A 17,826-nucleotide genomic window follows, 5' to 3' on the forward strand; every position below is an offset into this window, starting at 1 on the left:
GATGAGGTAGATAGGTTCGAGGTGGAAGTGTGGTGACACATGGAGCTGACGAATACTAATCGATCGAGGACTTAACCAAAATGTTTGAAGCATTCAATGCACCGTTTATCCAGTTTTGAAAGAACAATTCTTTCAAGGGTTTCAAGATACGAGTAGTTCGAGGAAGCGATGAAGAGAGGGAAGGAGCGTACTCAAGTACGTGACTGACTGAACGACAGAAGCTGACGAAGAAATGCGATGTATATTGAAAGCCGACAATAGTCTAGTGATGATGGCAAAGAGGTCACACCCGTTCCCATACCGAACACGGAAGTTAAGCTCTTTAGCGCCGATGGTAGTTGGGGGCTTCCCCCTGTGAGAGTAGGACGTCGCTAGGCAATGTAAACAGTCAGCTGTGTGCTGGCTGTTTTTTTATTATAGACAAAGCTGTAGACGATAAAACAATTAAAGAGCAACTACAAAACACTAATATTATTTTTGTATTTACCTCCTTTCTTTTTTCAGCAAGAGTGTTTTCGCAGCAAATGTCTTTTGTATTGTAAGCATAACGTTAAATACAGGACTTTCTTACCTCTTTAGATGGGGAGAGGAATGCGAATTTAAGCTGCTGGGTATCCAAACACCCGCTGAAATAGAGGAACTCAGACTAAAAATGCCATGCCCTGTGGCATTACCGAAATGTCTGATATCGTGTCGACCCTCATGCTATGCTGCCTTTTGCTTTCACGCAAAAATCTGCAGGCAAAAGCCAAACCCAATCTTGCGTCGACATAATAGATTTGAAAAGTCGATACGTAAAAGATAGAGAATATAAAAATAAAAATAAAAAAATATATAAAATAGTATTGCATACCTCAATTACATATGATATATTTATAAATGTCTTAAAGAGGTCCCGTGGTGTAGCGGTTAACATGCCTGCCTGTCACGCAGGAGATCGCCGGTTCGATCCCGGTCGGGACCGCCATTATAATTGATAATATAGTTCTTATGATGCTTTTAAATCATAAGAACTTTTTTTATTGTTATTACAAGGAAATAAGTGGATATGTATAATTTCTAAAAATATTATTTCGTGTATTCAATACAATTTAAGATGGAGGTGAATACATCGAAGCCCTGCATAAAACAGACTAGAAAAGACCCTATAGTGCCTGTAGGGTGTAGCATTTGTAGAAAGTTCCATTACGTTTCACTACAGTTGATGAAGAGTGATAGAAATTAAGAGCTAGGTAATAAATCTAACAAATAGGGCATTAACTATAAAATGACGATGATATTATCGATTTCTCTCGTGTGAAAAAGATTTGGAGGTGTTACATGAGAAATTATTATTACATAAAACGTCTTAATATAAGCTTGCTCATATGTGCTGCTGTAATACTAGTAGGCTGTGGAGATCCTATCTTAGATATTGAGGAATCCAATGCTTACCACTGGCAAAAAAATATGAATGAAGAGGAATTTAAAAAAATAAAAGAAGGTATGACATATATGGAGGTAGTAAAAGTTGCAGGGGGAGCAGGAGAAACATTGAAAAAAGATCAATACCGCTGGAATGATGAAATACTTATGACAAGAGCTTATAATGTCCAATTTAAAGATGATAAATTGGTTAAAAAAGAGATTAGTGAGATAAAGGGTAAAAAAAAATAAGCACTTCTTTATAAGGATGTTGTCTCTTCATTTTGTAGATGTTTTAGTAGCGATAGCGATAATTACACCAAGGCATAATTGTTTTAGGCTGCTGATGAATGCTTTCTTGCGTAAGTTGTATAGTAGTGACGTTGAAATGATCTCGTTTTTCTCTAGCAATCTATACGAATAGGTTTGCCTTGTATAAAAAATAGGCAAACCTGCCCTCATGCCAAAGCACAAAGCTGATTCCGGACGCAATTATGCCGAGGCATAATTGATTAGTAGTTGCACCTTATCGACTTATCCTATGATAAGCATCAACTTGGAGTGAACATCACTTTTGTTAAATCGATATACGGTAATTTATATTCTTTTTGTCGACAAGTTGCAACAATTACGCCAAGGTGTAATTGTTTTTTTTTAAAATCCATTGGATGCTTTGAACATTTACGCTTGTTTCGGTAAACTAGAAGTAATGGAGCTAGGAGAGGAAAAAGAGATGATGTATGAAAAAATAATGAATTCACTTGATGATACTGAGCATTTTGCGCTGAAGCTAGCAAGCTTACTAGAAGCCCTGGATACAATTACATTAGAGGGTGATTTGGGTGCTGGCAAGACGACATTTACGAAAGCATTAGCAAAGGGACTTGGCGTGAAGAGAACAGTCAATAGTCCGACATTTACGATTGTAAAGCAATATGAGGGGCGTTTACCATTTAATCATTTAGATGTTTATCGTTTAGCAGAAAGCGATGAAGACCTTGGATGGGACGAGCTATTTTATGGTGATGCGGTATCAGTTATCGAGTGGGCTCATTTGATTGAACAGGATTTACCACAGGAGCGCCTTGCGATAGAAATTTACCGAATGGGAGAAAATCAACGACGATTTGTATTAACACCTCTTGGAAAGCGATATGAGGCATTATGTGAGGAGCTAATGAAATGATTTGGTTAGGGATTGAAACAGCGAATGCACCACTTTCTATTGCTGTAATAAGGGATGGTAAAGTGGTCGCAGAGATTGTACAAAATATAAAAGTAACGCATTCGGCAGGTGCTATGCCAGCCATTGAAGAAGTGCTAGCAAACGCTGGCATAAAGCCAAGCGAGTTGGATGCGATTGCTGTATCAGAAGGACCTGGTTCTTATACAGGTGTACGAATAGGTGTGACGCTTGCAAAAACATTAGCATGGACATTGAAAAAGCCTTTAGTTGGAATATCTAGCTTAAAGTCATTAGCCGCAAATGCAGCACTCTATGATGGATTTATTTGTCCTATTTTTGATGCGCGAAGAGGCAATGTTTATACGGCAGTTTATAAAGGTCGTGAGCTTGAAACAATTATAGATGATTATCACGATCATATTGATGGCTTATTAGAGCGTTTACAGGCTTTAGAGGCACCGGTTTTATTTGTTGGAGTAGATATAGATGTGTTTTGGCATAAAATCGTAGAGGTGTTAGGTGACTATGCGAGGCGCACACCGTTTAGTCATGACTTGCCAAGAGCAAGTGAAACAGTTCGATTAGCGACGAAAGTGGAGCTACCAAGTGTGGATGCTGTTCATCATTTTGTCCCGCAATACAAACGTATTGCAGAGGCGGAGGCGAATTGGCTGAAGGAACAAAAGGAGAAGGCACATGAGTAGTAATGTATTATTTCGTAAAATGGTATCTGAAGATGTCCCAGTAGTGTATGAAATTGAGCTTGCTACATTTTCTACACCATGGACGTTAGACTCTTTTTATTATGAAGTGCATGAAAATCAGTATGCACATTATGTGCTAGCTATAGATGAGTATAATAACATTATCGGTTTTTGTGGAATGTGGATGGTAATAGACGCAGCGCAAATTACGAACGTAGCCGTTATAGATGCTGCTCGCGGTCGCGGAATAGGTGAAGGATTAATGCGAGAGGCAATGCGTATTGCGAAAGACCATAGTATGGAAGTCATGAGTTTAGAGGTACGAGTGACAAATACAGTTGCTCAAAATCTTTATCGAAAGCTTGATTTCCAAGACGGTGGCATACGTAAAGGCTATTATACAGATAACGGGGAGGATGCCCTTGTCATGTGGGTGAATTTATGATGGAAGATCGAATTATATTAGCAATAGAATCAAGCTGTGATGAAACAGCAGCAGCGATTATTCGAAATGGCTCTGAAATTGTTTCAAATGTGGTTGCATCGCAAATAGAAAGTCATAAACGATTTGGTGGAGTTGTACCTGAAATTGCATCTCGTCATCATGTTGAGCAAATTACAGTGGTTATTGAAGAAGCATTAGCACAGGCAAATATGAAGCCAACTGATTTAGACGCTGTGGCAGTTACTGAAGGTCCTGGTCTTGTAGGTGCATTGTTAATTGGGATTAATGCAGCGAAGGCTTTTGCATTTGCCAATGATTTACCGATAATCGGTGTGCATCATATAGCTGGACATATATATGCTAACGCACTCGTGCAGCCGATGGAATTCCCATTATTAGCACTAGTTGTATCGGGTGGCCATACAGAGCTAGTTTATATGAAAGAACATGGCTCTTTTGAAGTCATTGGTGAGACGAGAGATGATGCAGCTGGTGAAGCTTATGATAAGGTTGCGCGTGTTTTAGGCTTACCGTATCCAGGTGGCCCACGTATTGACAAGCTAGCACACGAGGGAGATGAGGCTGTAACCTTCCCGCGAGTGTGGTTAGAGGAAGATTCTTATGATTTTAGCTTTAGCGGTTTAAAATCAGCCGTTATTAATTATAAACATAATATGGATCAGCGTGGAGAAGAGATTTCTCCGACTGCCGTAGCCAAAGGATTTCAGGATAGCGTAGTTGAAGTGCTAACAGCTAAAACATTACGGGCAGCACGTGAATATAAAGTGAAACAAGTTATTGCAGCTGGAGGTGTAGCGGCGAATAAAGGCTTACGTACATCACTTGAGTCTGTATTTGCGGAAGAAGGTATCTCGTTGTGTGTACCGCCATTAAAGCTGTGTACAGATAACGCCGCTATGATAGGGGCAGCAGCAACACCTATGTTTGAAACGAATATTCGAGGCAATTTATCAATGAACGGTCGCCCTGGAATGGAGTTAAAATCCTGGGTGTAAATTCTTTCACTATAGTGTAAAGAGGTGTTTTAGATTTAATTCTAAAACACCTCTTTTTTTTGTGTGAAAAAAATGTTGAGAAAACAGTGGACATAAGAACATATAAATCTAATTAGTTGACAAATTTTTCAGAAAATTATCCACAGGCAAGGCGAAAATAAAAGAGCGAACATCCGTACTTATGCACAAAATGTTGATAACTTGTGCATAACTTGTGATTATTCAATATATAGTAGCCTGTTTTGCACAGAATCATGTGAATAAAATATTTTTGAATTGTGGACAATGTGGAAAAGTCTGTTGATATGTTGGTATTACTAGATTTATAGTGTGTATAAAGTTGTGGGCATTTTTTGTCGAAAAATAGCACTTGACCAATATATATGAAAAATGAAGACGAGTAAAGTAAAAAGCCATGCGATAAGGCACATGGCTTTAAAATACTCCCACCTTAAAGAAAGAAGTTCGGTAGGGGGATGTTATAAGGTAATATTTTCAAGTTCTTCACTTAGCTCGAGCCATTCCATTTCAAATGACTCGTACTGTTCTTTAGAAGAGGATAATTCATCCTGGAGCTGGGTAATTTTTTCGTGGTCTGTGAAAATCTCAGGATCGCAAAGAGCTTCCTCTAAGCGAGCTATTTCAAGATTTTCTTGCTGCATTTTCACTTCTAGTTCCTCAAGCGTGCGTCTAATTTGACGTTCTCGTTTTTTAGCCTCTTTATCAATTTTAGAGGTAGAGATCTTCTCAGGTACATTAGCGTGTGCTTTCGGTTGAGCAGCAGCCTTCATTTGGGCGATTTCTAGTAGCTCTTGTTTTTTCTCAAGATAATAATCATAGTCACCTAAATACTCAAAGGAACCATCACCAGACAGTTCGATTACTTTAGTAGCGATTCGATTGATAAAATATCGGTCATGCGATACGAAAAGAAGAGTTCCAGGATAATCAATAAGTGCATTTTCCAGTATCTCTTTACTATCTAAGTCTAAGTGATTGGTAGGCTCATCAAGAATTAAGAGATTTGCCTTTTGCATCATCAACTTAGCTAATGCAAGTCTGGCCTTTTCTCCACCAGATAAAGACGACACGGTTTTATCTACATCAACTCCACTGAATAAGAATCGGCCTAGCACTGTGCGAATATCCTTTTCATTCATTAAAGGCCATTCATCCCATAGCTCTTTTAGAACACTTTTATTGCTCGAAAGCTTTGCCTGCTCTTGATCATAATAACCAATTTGAACATTTGTACCATAGCGAATCTCTCCAGTGAATGGTAGCAAATCTTTGACAATGGTTTTTAATAAAGTGGATTTACCAACACCATTTGGTCCAACAAGTGCAATGCGGTCTTCACGGAAAGTGCGTAGTGTGATGCCGCTTGATATTTTCTTATCACCATAACCTATTGTTATGTCATCGATAGATAATACATCGTTACCACTTTGACGTTCAATTGTAAAACCGAAGCTTGCTGACTTTTCATCGCCTTCAGGAGAGTCCATCCATTCTGTTCGTTCGAGCATTTTACGACGACTTTGTGCCATTTTAGTAGTAGAAGCACGAGCAATATTTTTTTGAATAAATTCCTCTAGCTTGGCCTTTTCATCTTGCTGACGTTCATATAGCTTCAAATCACGGTCATAATTTTTCGCTTTCTCATCTAAATAGGCACTATAATTGCCTGTATATTTTGTGACGCGATGACGAGATACTTCGTAGACAATGGAAACAACCTGGTCTAAGAAGTAGCGGTCATGGGAAACAATTAGAATAGCCCCTTCATAACCCTTTAAATATGATTCCAACCAAGAGAGGGTTTCAATATCTAAATGGTTAGTAGGTTCATCAAGGATTAATAGGTCAGGTTTACTTAAAAGAAGCTTAGCAAGTGCTAACCGAGTCCGTTGTCCCCCTGATAGTGAGCTAATTGACTTTTGGTAATCCTCAGGATAAAACTGCATGCCATGAAGCACAGAACGTGTATCCGATTCATATTGATAGCCACCCGCATCCTTAAAATTATGCTGTAAATGATCGTATTCAGACATTATTTTTGCATATAAAGTAGGGTTTTCATAAACAGCTGGGTCGGCCATTTGTTGTTCTAATAATCGTAGCGTTTGTTCTTGGGCAATAAGCGGCTCAAAAATAGTCATCATTTCATCCCAAATCGACAATGTTGAGTTTAAACCAGCATGCTGCTCTAAGTATCCAATTTGTATATCTTTCGGGATAATAATATCGCCAGAGTCATATGACATTTGACCAGCAATAATTTTAAGTAAAGTGGATTTACCAGCACCGTTACGACCTACTAATGCAACTCGGTCACGATGTTGAACTTCTAATTTTACGCCACTTAAAATTTCATCTGCAAGGAAGGATTTATATAGTTGATTGACCTGTAAAACAATCATTCATGACACCTCAATTCTTCCTTAGTGTAATGGATGAGCGAGTGGCTTGCAATGTCGATGCTTTACTTATTCCAAGCTGTCATGTAAGATTGAAACGATTTCCCTTTATTTAGTGGCGTAAAAGCGCCATTAAATAAAGGGAAATCCTCCAGTAAATATTATAAATTTTGAAATATAAAGCCTGTATCATAAATAGAACTTGATACATTTTAAGGAGGAAAAAGTTTGAAACAAGAATTGAAAATTCCACAAGCCACTACGAAAAGACTTCCTCTTTACTATCGTTTTATCCAAAACTTTGCACAAGAAGGCATGGAACGTATTTCGTCGAAGGAACTAAGTGAAGCAATGAAAATTGATTCTGCAACTATTCGCCGAGATTTTTCTTATTTCGGTGCTCTTGGGAAAAAGGGATATGGCTATGATGTGCAGCATCTCTTACAATTTTTTAGCCAAACGCTCGATCAACATGAAGCAACAAAGGTTGCGTTAATTGGTGTAGGGAATTTAGGTAGTGCTTTATTAAAATATAATTTTCAAAAAAACCACAATACTCATATCGTTGTTGCATTTGACTCGAAGGCCCCAAAAGAAGGGAAGATGATTAGCAATATTCCTGTTTTTCACCCTGACTTATTGGAAGAAAAATATGCGGAATATGGAGCGGAGCTTGCAATTTTAACAGTTTCACCACGCTCTGCACAGAAAATGGCTGATAGATTAGCAGTGATGAACGCAAAAGGAATTTTGAACTTTACGCCAGAACGTATTACTGTACCAGATAAAATGCAACTTTTAACAATCGATTTGTCGGTAGAGTTGCAGGCGCTTATTTATTTAATTCGTAATCAGGAAGAGTGATCATTGTACATAATTTAACTTCTTTCAGCGGGTATACAAACGCCCACTTAAAGAAGTTAAAGCCTTAGGACGCAATTAGACCGAGGTATAATTGATAGTATAGCTCACAGTTTCTGTTAAATAGAAGTAAGTATAAAATTGAGAGAATGACGAAAAACTTTCACATATAATTAGTTAGCAAAATGGCGAAATATGCGTTAAAATGATGGATATAAAGAGGAGGTGGCTTTAATGGGTGGTATTGGTCCTATGAGCCTCATTATTATCGGAATTGTCGCATTACTAATTTTTGGTCCTAAGAAGTTACCAGAGCTTGGTAAAGCATTTGGTTCAACATTACGTGAATTCAAAAATGCTACTAAAGGTTTAGCCGACGAAGATGATGATGACAAGAAAAAGAAAGAATTAGATAAGTAAGTTAGGATGTTTGTGGAATGAATCCAAGAGATCTAACTGTCATTGAACATATAGAAGAATTAAGAAAACGGCTTTTCATTGTTGCCGTTTTCTTTGTTCTAGCTATGGCTGGCGGCTTTTTTGTTGCAAAGCCGCTTGTTAAATACCTTCAAAGTACTGGAGCAAATTATAATATAGAGCTCCATGCATTTGATGTAGTAACACCACTTGCAATTTATATCCAAGTCGTTTTTTTAATAGCATTTATCCTATCCTCACCGGTATTGATGTATCAATTGTGGTCTTTTATTAGCCCGGGATTAAGGGACGTAGAACGAAAAGCAACTTTAAGCTATATACCGTATTCATTTTTATTGTTTTTAGCAGGGCTGTCTTTTTCATATTTTTTACTATTCCCTTATGTCATAAAGTTTATGATGAATTTATCAAACGATTTAGAAATTCAACAAACAATTGGCATACATGAATATTTTTCGTTTTTATTTAAGCTTACAATACCTTTTGGTTTCCTTTTCCAATTACCGATTGTAGTCTTGTTCTTTTCACGTATTGGGATTTTATCTCCTGAGTTACTAATTCGTATTCGTAAGTATTCATACTTTGGCTTATTTGTATGTGCTGCACTAATCGCGCCACCTGAATTAGCTTCGCACTTAATGGTTTCAGTACCGTTGTTTGTTCTTTATGAAATTAGCATTATGATTTCTCGTATTGGCTATAAGAAATACTTAAAATCAGAGGAAATGCGAATGAAGGAAGAACAAGAAGCTGAGCAAAAACGTCAGATAGAAGAGGCACTTGAACAGCAGAGACGTCAAATCGAAGAATTGAATCAATAATAATAGAAGCTCGATGCTAATTAGTAGCATCGAGCTTTTTCGTCGTGATAGATACAGTTAAATTTAACTTCTTTTCAGCGAGTGTCCAAACACCCGCTGATTTTTATTGCATTTTTTCTAGTTCTTGAAGAAACTTTTGCAATGGTTCTGCATACAATTGTACAAGTGTCACAAAACCGTTCAACATGACATGGGCGATAATGGACGTCCAAATGCGTTTTGTTTTGTGATATAAGAAGGCAAAGATCAATCCACAAATTGTATAAAGCAAGATATGTGAGAAGTCCATATGAATAAGAGCAAAGAAAATGGCGCTTACTATCCCGGCTATCCAGAAATTAGTTGTTTGGACAAGCGATCCAAAAATAACACGACGGAAGACGAACTCTTCTAATATTGGTCCAAAAACAACTATCGCTAATATTGCAATAGGAGCACCTTTTGCAATAGCTACAATATCAGCTGTGTTTTGCGATCCACCTTGGATACCGAATATAGCCATTTCGATTGCTGCGCCAATCATTTGGCCAAAGAAAACTAAGAAGAAACCAATAATTCCCCACATAATTGACAGTGGTATCGTTGCTTTCTTCCCTTTATAAATATCCCAAAACGCTTTATCACGAGATGTTAGGATTAAGCTTAGGATTAATGCAATGGCAAAGCTAAGTGCAATATACCAGCCTTGCGTAAGCGGAGCAGCTTGCTCGCTAGGTAAACCAGTTGTACTCATAACAAGCTTGTGAAACGGTTTTGCTAGCAATATCCCTGATAAATGCATGATGATATAAATCACTAAAACATAAAGGGCTGTTTTTTTATGCTTATTTATTTTTGTAGAATTGTTCACAGTCAAAATCCTTTCCATTCATTATGCTACCTTTCTATTGTAGAGGAATATGGAAAGAAAACAAAATTTTTTGAAGTTCTGACTTGCAAAAAAAAGTGTGATTGATTATCATAATAATTGTGTTAGCACTCGTATAGGTAGAGTGCTAATAAACTTAATTTTATATTTTATTAATAGGAGGTTGTTTCACTTGTTAAGACCACTAGGAGATCGTATTGTAATCGAACTAATCGAGGTAGAAGAAAAATCTGCATTCGGTATTGTATTGCCAGACTCTGCAAAAGAAAAGCCACAAGAAGGTAAAATTGTAGCAGTTGGGACAGGTCGTATATTAGAGAACGGACAACGTGTAGAGCTTGACGTTAAAGTTGACGACCGCATTATTTTCTCTAAATATTCAGGTACAGAAGTTAAATATGAAGGTAATGAATACCTAATTTTACGCGAAAGCGATATTCTTGCAATTATTGAATAAATTCATACTTTTAAAGATTCATCACTAAAAGTTTCGGATGAAATTTTTTAAAACGTTTACTATGTGAATAAGTTGATTGGAGTGGAGGCTGGGCGACTCCTTGGGGATTAGCGTCACAGATGAGACCCTGGAGCGAGCAACGCGAGTGAAGCGGCTCATCGGACGCCCCCAGGAAAGCGCTCAGCCGGAACGGAAATCAACCACACGCTTTGGGGATAATCCCTTTTAAAGTAAATGCCTCGTCATTGTCACATATAGGTGACAATGATAGTATGGCGAAATTTCTATAAATATATTGATGAAGCTTAACGAATATTCCATTCCAGGAGGGTAAATTCAAATGGCAAAAGATATTAAATTCTCAGAAGACGCTCGTTCATTAATGCTACAAGGTGTAGATAAATTAGCAAACGCGGTAAAAATTACTTTAGGGCCAAAAGGTCGTAACGTAGTTTTAGAAAAAAAATTCGGTTCACCACTTATTACAAATGATGGTGTAACAATTGCAAAAGAAATCGAGCTAGAAAATCCATTCGAAAACATGGGTGCAAAATTAGTAGCAGAAGTGGCTTCTAAAACGAACGAAATCGCTGGTGACGGTACAACAACGGCAACGGTATTAGCTCAAGCAATTATTCGTGAAGGCTTAAAAAACGTAACAGCTGGTGCAAATCCTGTAGGTATTCGTAAAGGGATTGACAAAGCAGTTGCAGCAGCCCTTACAGAATTAAACGCTATTTCTCGTCCAGTAAGCAACAAAGAGGAAATCGCACAAGTTGCGGCTATCTCTGCTGCCGATGATGAAGTAGGACAATTAATTGCAGAAGCAATGGAACGTGTCGGTAACGACGGTGTTATTACAATTGAAGAGTCTAAAGGCTTCACAACTGAGCTTGATGTAGTAGAAGGTATGCAATTCGACCGTGGGTATGCATCACACTACATGGTAACAGATACAGATAAAATGGAAGCTGTATTAGATAATCCATACATTTTAATTACTGATAAAAAAATTACAAATATCCAAGAAGTATTACCATTATTAGAACAAGTGGTACAACAAGGTCGTCCACTGTTAATCATTGCTGAAGATGTTGAAGGGGAAGCTCTTGCAACACTTGTAGTGAACAAGCTTCGTGGTACATTCAATGCTGTAGCGGTTAAAGCTCCAGGATTTGGTGACCGTCGTAAAGCAATGCTTGAAGATATCGCAATTTTAACAGGTGGTCAAGTAATTACAGAAGAATTAGGCTTAGACCTTAAATCAGCTGATATTACATCACTTGGTCGCGCCGCAAAAGTGGTTGTGACAAAAGATAATACAACAATCGTAGAAGGTGTTGGCGGTGCAGATGCAATCGAAGGCCGTATTGGTCAAATCCGTGCTCAGCTTGCTGAAACAACTTCAGAATTCGATAAAGAAAAATTACAAGAACGCCTTGCAAAATTAGCAGGTGGCGTAGCAGTAATCAAAGTTGGTGCTGCAACAGAAACAGAACTAAAAGAACGCAAACTTCGCATTGAAGACGCTCTAAACTCAACTCGTGCAGCAGTTGAAGAAGGTATTGTATCAGGTGGTGGTACTGCTCTTCTTAACGTATATGCAGCAGTTGAAAAAGTTGCGGATGCAGAAGCAGGCGACGTAGCAACAGGTGTAAAAATTGTTCTACGTGCTTTAGAAGAGCCAGTACGTCAAATCGCAAACAACGCAGGTCTTGAAGGTTCAATTATTGTGGATCGTCTAAAACGTGAAGCAATCGGTGTAGGTTTCAACGCTGCGACAGGCGAATGGGTAAATATGATTGAAGCGGGCGTAGTAGACCCAGCGAAGGTAACTCGCTCAGCTCTACAAAACGCAGCATCTGTAGCAGCTTTATTCTTAACAACTGAAGCAGTAGTAGCAGATATTCCAGAACCAGCATCAGCAATGCCAGATATGTCTGGTATGGGCGGCATGCCAGGAATGATGTAATCCTTGTGTGACAAGGGTTTACTCAGCTTTTGAAGGTGATGATTTCGCCTTTAGAGAGCTTTGAAATCCACGTTGCAACACTTCTTTTTATGAAGTAGTATTACTCACAATTAAAATACAAAGTAACTACCACTTCTCATGATTTTTAATAATTATGAGGAGTGGTTTTTTTCTATGCGATGACTTCATAGCAGACAGAAGAATTAACTAAGTGTTTCTCGTTTCTAATTTGGCTCTGTTAAATTTAAATGTTAATTTTTATATTGGTAATATAGGAGCTCCTTCGAAAATATAGGCATGACGATAAAAGTAGGCCTTATATGCTCGGATTTATGGTTTTAATAAATCTGGTAACCCCCAAATTGAACAAACTGCATAACAACTTAAAACTAAACCGATGATGAAAGGTATAGATTTCTTGATATTTTCCTTTTTAAAAGAGATTTCATTGTATTCACTATAGGTAAAGGTAAAATAAACAACAGCAGGTAAAAAGATTACCACTGCATACCAATGTTGTCGAAAAGTGAATGGAACTTCTACGACAAATGCTGACGAACAAAGTAATAAACCTAGTAAAGTTCCTAGAGAATAACCTTTAATATATTTTTTCAAACTATTACATCCTTATATAATTTTTACGGAATTTTTATTATAACAAAAATTTTCCCCATTATCAGGCGTCTATGAGAGTTCATTCATTTTCTTACGATCGTAAAGAAGGCATATGTAGAGAAGAAAAATGAAGAAAGAAGTGTTTCATTAGACAATCCATATTTAAATCTCGACGATTTTGTTATTAACATCCCGTATCCCCTGGTTCCAAAAAGCACTTCTCAAATTTGAGAAATGCTTTTATATATGTTAAAAATTGACAAAGTGATAATTCGTTAAAGTGGGAAATGTTATAAAATATATCAAATTTAATTATAATAGAAGAAAATATCATTTAAAGGATGTTTAAATAAATGGCCATTGTAAAAATCAAAAAAATTAAGATACAAAACTTACGAAATGTGCGACAAGGCGAAATTGTCTTAACGGTGAATTTTGAGACATTTTTTAAGGCTAACGTTGTAGGTTTATACGGACAAAACGGTTCAGGGAAAACAACTATTGTTGATGCATTTGGCTTGTTAAAGGCACTAATCTCCGGCTGGATTACTGAAATAAAATTACCGTCTCAGGAAAAGAAATTAATTATGGCAGGAGAGGATACGGCAAGTATTGAGTTCGAGTTTCTTGTAGAAAATCCATTTGGCACTTTTTTTCTCAATTATTATGTAGAGTTAAAAGAAGATCAAAACAGACTGTACACAACGGTTGAACGTATAGCTTACAGAGAGAATGAGAAAGGTAAGCGTTCAAAGATTCTAATGAATGTTTCAGAGGAAGACATACAACTACGTAAAGCAAATCTTTCAGATATGAATGAAAAAACGCGTATCCAATTACTAGTCATTCATCAACTATCTAAAAAACAATATACGTCCTTTATCTTTCACAAAGATTTAAAGCCATTATTACAAGACAGATTATCAGAGCTAGAAATGCAATTACTTCATAATTTAGCAATAGATTTTAACCGAGATCTACATGTTGTTAATAATCAAAATATCGCACCATTATTTGAGGAGCGCAGCATGCCATTTAGTATCCATCTAGAAAAAACTCGTGGTTCTATCCCTTACAATTTGAAAGGACCAGCGTTATTACCAGAAGATACGTTTAATGTGTTATGTGAAGTAATAGAACAAAGTAATCGTGTATTATCAGCAATTATTCCGGGTCTGACTATTAAGATTAATGTCATTACAAAACAAACGATGGATAATGGAGAAAAAGGAGTCCGTTTTGAATTTTTATCACAGCGTGGGGAGCGCGAATTACCACTACGGACAGAGTCAGAGGGGATTTTGAAAATAATTTCTGTACTCAGTGTACTTATTGCCGTTTATAATAACCCAAATGCTTGTGTAGTGATTGATGAATTAGATTCTGGTGTTTTTGAATATTTATTAGGCGAGTTGTTAACAGTGATTGATGAGGACGGAAAAGGCCAGCTTATTTTTACGTCTCATAATTTACGCGTGTTAGAGGTGCTTGCTATTAAAAACTTATGGTTTACGACAACGAACGAGGAACGTCGTTATATGCAGCTAAAAGGTATTAAAGAGGTAAATAATGCTCGAGATGTTTATTTACGTGCAATTCAGTTGGGCGGACAGGATGAAGAGGTTTATAAAGAAACGAAGATATTTAAAATTAAGCGTGCTTTTAGAAAAGCGGGTGTCAAGCGTGACTAAAAAGGTTCTTTTAATTATTGTAGAGGGGCAGACGGAGCAAATTGTTTTAGAGGATTATCTAGATGAACATTTTGCAAATTCTACGATTCGCTTCGATGTACAACGAGAGGATATTTTAACGAAGTGGGACACTAATAAACGGATACCTAATATTAAAAATAGTGTTACGCGAGTGATTCAGAACTATTTGCAAAAGTATAAGTTTTTAGCGAAGGATTTAACTGCTGTCGTTCATATTACCGATGCAGACGGTTGTTTTATTGATCCCGAATTTGTCAAAGTGAAGGAAGATATTGAGCAAAAACTATACTATACAGAAGATGCAATATTGGTGAAAACTGAGAAGCGTAAGGAACAAATCGAGCAACGAAATGAAATGAAGGCGAATAATGCCAAAATCCTTGTGGCGAATGATCATTTTAGCATTCAGCGATTAAAAATACCGTACCAGCTATTTTATTTTTCTACAAACTTAGAGCATGTACTTTGGAATGAGCGCAATGAAATAGCAACGGAAAAGGTGCAAAAGGCAGATGAATTCATGGACAATTTATCGAGTTCCATAGAAGAGTTTTTAGAAGACTATCTTCCAGTTAATGCAGAGCTTCCGTATAAAGAAAAAATGAAAATGAGCTGGTCATTTTTAATGGAGGGCTGCAATTCGTTACAACGCGGAACGAATGTACCGTTATTATTTGAAATGATTAAATCAGATGTACAATAAAGTATAACTTTAATCAGTGGGGTCCACATCTTCCACTGATTTTTTGTTTTCAACAATAAGGCTTCAATGGGCAAAATGTATAACAGTATTGCCTAGATTTTTATACGCTAAAAAAAGTGCGACTTTATTTTAAAACAATACAACTTTGTCTTATATCGACAACGGTAGATAGTTTTATCAATTTTTGTTCAATATATGACAAAAATTGAATTTGAAACTTTAATAGACTAGTGGTATAGGGTTCTCTAAACAATTTAAGTGTTGTTCTAGCAACAGTTCCTTATTGCAATTTCGAACATTCGCATATTAGAAAGAAGTTTTATTTTCCGGTTTTTATCAATTTTTGTTCGAGTAACAACAAAAGTTGATTTTTAAATATTTATTTCTAATGATATGCTATTATCAAACCCGGAAAAAGCAAGAGCTTCCCTTCAGTGTAAGTGTTTCTGAAAAAATCGGAATATTCCGAACGGAGGGTCGATGAATTAGCAATCAATAGAGACTATTAATAATTTGAAAATGAACATTTCTCAGTATACTCGTATCAAAGTTTAATTGAAAATACCTGTATGTAAAAGCCACAAAGCATAAATGCCATGAATTTCTAGTACGATTTAAATGTTTTATTTTCAAGAGGTTTATTATTATAAATGTGTAATAAAATTGAAAAATCCAATCCATAAGGACGATGAATAAAAATTGCATAAACTGTATCTCGATTTCACCGAGTACCTTATATCCAAGCGAAGAATCTTTGAGCAATGACATCTTTTCCTCTCCTAAATCATAAGCTTTATAGGTGTGATTTTATCAAGCTAGAAGGAGGCACTGCCATTCAAATACATGTTGTACGGGCAGGGGAGTCCATATGGGGTATTTCGCAGGCGTATGGGACAACAGTTCAAAGTATTGTAGATGCCAATCAAATTCCTGAACCGAATCGATTAGTTGTCGGGCAAACTCTTGTAATACCGATTGTCGGAAATTTTTATTATGTACAGTCAGGGGATAGTCTATATTCAATCGGCCAACGCTTTGGCATGAATTATTTAACACTTGCTCAAGTCAACAATATTAGTCCGAGTCAGCCTTTATCGATTGGTATGCGACTTTATATTCCACCTCAACCAAAAACAAAAGCTGAAACATTGGCATATTTAGAGCCGAGAGGGACGTTCGTTAGTGAGGCATTATTGAGCCAAGCGAGAGAAGCGGGTCCATTTTTAACATATCTTGCTTTATTTAGCTATGAGGCAAGGCGAGATGGAACGCTTAAGAGTCCCCCGAGTCAAGGTGTGACGCAAATTGCTAATGATACAGGAGCTTCTCTAGCAATGGTTGTTTCAAATTTGGAAAATTTTAGTTTTAGCGGTGATTTAGCACGAGATATTTTTCAAAGTACAGCAGTACAGGACTTGCTTTTTAATAATATTCTTGAAGAGGCTAAGCGTTTAGGAAGCGTTAAAGATATTCATTTCGATTTTGAGAATTTACCGGGTGATCAACGAGAAGCATACAACAATTTTTTAAGGAGAGCGGTGAGTCGATTCCATCCACAGGGGTATACCGTATCGACGGCACTAGCTCCAAAAACAAGTGCTAGTGAGCGAGGCCCGTGGACGGAGGGGCATGATTATAAAGCACATGGAGAAATAGTGGATTTTGTTATGTTAATGACTTATGAATGGGGGTACTCTGCAGGGCCACCTATGGCCGTATCGCCACTTCCCGAGGTAGAGGCGGTTGTAAAATATGCAGTAAGTGAGATACCTCGTAACAAAATTATACTTGGACAGAATTTATATGGATATAACTGGACGCTGCCTTTTGTACAAGGGGGCCCGAATGCAGAAGCAATTAGTCCACAAAGAGCAATTGAGATTGCTAAAAAATATAATGCTGCTATTCAGTTTGATTTGAGATCTCAAGCTCCGTTCTTTGAATACTACGATGAGCAAGGTAGAGCACATGTGGTGTGGTTCGAGGATGCAAGATCCATTCAAGCGAAGTTCAATTTAATCAAAAGGTACAATCTTAGAGGGGTGGGCTACTGGAAATTAGGTTTACCGTTCCCGCAAAATTGGCTATTGATCGGATCAAATTTTGATGTAGTAAAGAAATGAGAATCTTAAGGAGTAAATACTTTCGCTGCAAAGGGAGTTCATTTCTTTTCTAATAAATATTAATAATATGGAAATAACGTT

The 17,826-nt window shown here is 37.1% G+C and carries 16 protein-coding genes, 1 tRNA gene and 1 rRNA gene; 15 read left to right on the forward strand and 3 right to left on the reverse strand.

From position 1 onward, the window contains the following. Positions 1-261: 261 nt before the first annotated feature. The 7 genes from rrf (at position 262) to tsaD (ending at position 4,755) form a co-directional block, all read left to right on the forward strand. Positions 262-377: ribosomal RNA gene (gene rrf, locus ABE34_RS12300) — 5S ribosomal RNA — on the forward strand. A gap of 514 nt (positions 378-891) precedes the next feature. Continuing rightward, positions 892-967: transfer RNA gene (locus tag ABE34_RS12305), tRNA-Asp, on the forward strand. Between the two features lie 353 nt (positions 968-1,320). Next, positions 1,321-1,656 (forward strand): hypothetical protein, encoded by a 336-nt coding sequence (locus ABE34_RS12310; protein ID WP_197142861.1) that lies wholly within the window; start codon positions 1,321-1,323, stop codon positions 1,654-1,656. A 484-nt stretch (positions 1,657-2,140) separates the two neighbouring features. After that, positions 2,141-2,590 (forward strand): tRNA (adenosine(37)-N6)-threonylcarbamoyltransferase complex ATPase subunit type 1 TsaE, encoded by a 450-nt coding sequence (tsaE, locus tag ABE34_RS12315; RefSeq protein ID WP_197142902.1) that lies wholly within the window; start codon positions 2,141-2,143, stop codon positions 2,588-2,590. Further along, positions 2,587-3,294 (forward strand): tRNA (adenosine(37)-N6)-threonylcarbamoyltransferase complex dimerization subunit type 1 TsaB, encoded by a 708-nt coding sequence (gene tsaB, locus ABE34_RS12320; RefSeq protein ID WP_197142862.1) that lies wholly within the window; start codon positions 2,587-2,589, stop codon positions 3,292-3,294. Before tsaE ends, tsaB begins: the two co-directional genes overlap by 4 nt. Next, positions 3,287-3,739, forward strand: coding sequence for a ribosomal protein S18-alanine N-acetyltransferase (gene rimI, locus ABE34_RS12325; protein ID WP_197142863.1), 453 nt, complete (start codon positions 3,287-3,289; stop codon positions 3,737-3,739). The genes tsaB and rimI overlap by 8 nt, the downstream gene beginning before the upstream one ends. Continuing rightward, positions 3,736-4,755, forward strand: a complete 1,020-nt coding sequence (gene tsaD, locus ABE34_RS12330; protein ID WP_197142864.1) for a tRNA (adenosine(37)-N6)-threonylcarbamoyltransferase complex transferase subunit TsaD — start codon at positions 3,736-3,738, stop codon at positions 4,753-4,755. The genes rimI and tsaD overlap by 4 nt, the downstream gene beginning before the upstream one ends. 479 nt (positions 4,756-5,234) lie before the next feature. Here tsaD and ABE34_RS12335 read toward each other — a convergent pair whose 3' ends face one another. Next, the gene (locus ABE34_RS12335) at positions 5,235-7,178 is read right to left on the reverse strand and encodes an ATP-binding cassette domain-containing protein (protein ID WP_197142865.1); all 1,944 of its coding nucleotides are present in this window, start codon (positions 7,176-7,178) and stop codon (positions 5,235-5,237) included. A 225-nt stretch (positions 7,179-7,403) separates the two neighbouring features. On the opposite strand from ABE34_RS12335, the gene ABE34_RS12340 reads away from it, so the two are divergent. The 3 genes from ABE34_RS12340 (at position 7,404) to tatC (ending at position 9,295) form a co-directional block, all read left to right on the forward strand. Then, entirely contained in the window at positions 7,404-8,039 is a 636-nt protein-coding gene (locus ABE34_RS12340) for a redox-sensing transcriptional repressor Rex (RefSeq protein ID WP_079563611.1), read from the forward strand. 231 nt (positions 8,040-8,270) lie between these two features. Beyond that, the gene (locus ABE34_RS12345) at positions 8,271-8,456 is read left to right on the forward strand and encodes a twin-arginine translocase TatA/TatE family subunit (protein ID WP_010857065.1); all 186 of its coding nucleotides are present in this window, start codon (positions 8,271-8,273) and stop codon (positions 8,454-8,456) included. A gap of 17 nt (positions 8,457-8,473) precedes the next feature. Then, positions 8,474-9,295, forward strand: coding sequence for a twin-arginine translocase subunit TatC (gene tatC / locus ABE34_RS12350; protein ID WP_197142866.1), 822 nt, complete (start codon positions 8,474-8,476; stop codon positions 9,293-9,295). A gap of 103 nt (positions 9,296-9,398) precedes the next feature. On the opposite strand, the gene ABE34_RS12355 is transcribed toward tatC, so the two are convergent. Beyond that, positions 9,399-10,163, reverse strand: a complete 765-nt coding sequence (locus ABE34_RS12355; RefSeq protein WP_197142867.1) for a CPBP family intramembrane glutamic endopeptidase — start codon at positions 10,161-10,163, stop codon at positions 9,399-9,401. Between the two features lie 172 nt (positions 10,164-10,335). On the opposite strand from ABE34_RS12355, the gene groES reads away from it, so the two are divergent. Continuing rightward, positions 10,336-10,620 carry a co-chaperone GroES gene (gene groES, locus ABE34_RS12360; RefSeq protein WP_079563614.1) on the forward strand — a complete coding sequence of 95 codons (285 nt, stop codon included), beginning with the start codon at positions 10,336-10,338 and terminating at the stop codon, positions 10,618-10,620. Between the two features lie 340 nt (positions 10,621-10,960). Then, positions 10,961-12,592: a chaperonin GroEL gene (gene groL, locus ABE34_RS12365; RefSeq protein ID WP_197142868.1), complete on the forward strand. Its 1,632-nt coding sequence runs from the start codon at positions 10,961-10,963 to the stop codon at positions 12,590-12,592. 330 nt (positions 12,593-12,922) lie between these two features. Here the strand turns inward: groL and ABE34_RS12370 are convergent, their stop codons facing one another. Continuing rightward, on the reverse strand, positions 12,923-13,207 hold the full coding sequence (locus ABE34_RS12370; RefSeq protein WP_197142869.1) for a hypothetical protein: 285 nt from the start codon (positions 13,205-13,207) through the stop codon (positions 12,923-12,925). Between the two features lie 353 nt (positions 13,208-13,560). On the opposite strand from ABE34_RS12370, the gene ABE34_RS12375 reads away from it, so the two are divergent. The 3 genes from ABE34_RS12375 (at position 13,561) to ABE34_RS12385 (ending at position 17,745) form a co-directional block, all read left to right on the forward strand. Then, positions 13,561-14,898: an AAA family ATPase gene (locus ABE34_RS12375; protein WP_197142870.1), complete on the forward strand. Its 1,338-nt coding sequence runs from the start codon at positions 13,561-13,563 to the stop codon at positions 14,896-14,898. Next, positions 14,891-15,622, forward strand: coding sequence for a hypothetical protein (locus ABE34_RS12380; RefSeq protein WP_197142871.1), 732 nt, complete (start codon positions 14,891-14,893; stop codon positions 15,620-15,622). The genes ABE34_RS12375 and ABE34_RS12380 overlap by 8 nt, the downstream gene beginning before the upstream one ends. An 833-nt stretch (positions 15,623-16,455) precedes the next feature. Then, positions 16,456-17,745, forward strand: coding sequence for a LysM peptidoglycan-binding domain-containing protein (locus ABE34_RS12385; RefSeq protein WP_197142903.1), 1,290 nt, complete (start codon positions 16,456-16,458; stop codon positions 17,743-17,745). Positions 17,746-17,826 lie beyond the last annotated feature (81 nt).

This window comes from Lysinibacillus sphaericus (genome assembly GCF_015844675.1).
Taxonomy (GTDB): domain Bacteria; phylum Bacillota; class Bacilli; order Bacillales_A; family Planococcaceae; genus Lysinibacillus; species Lysinibacillus sphaericus_E.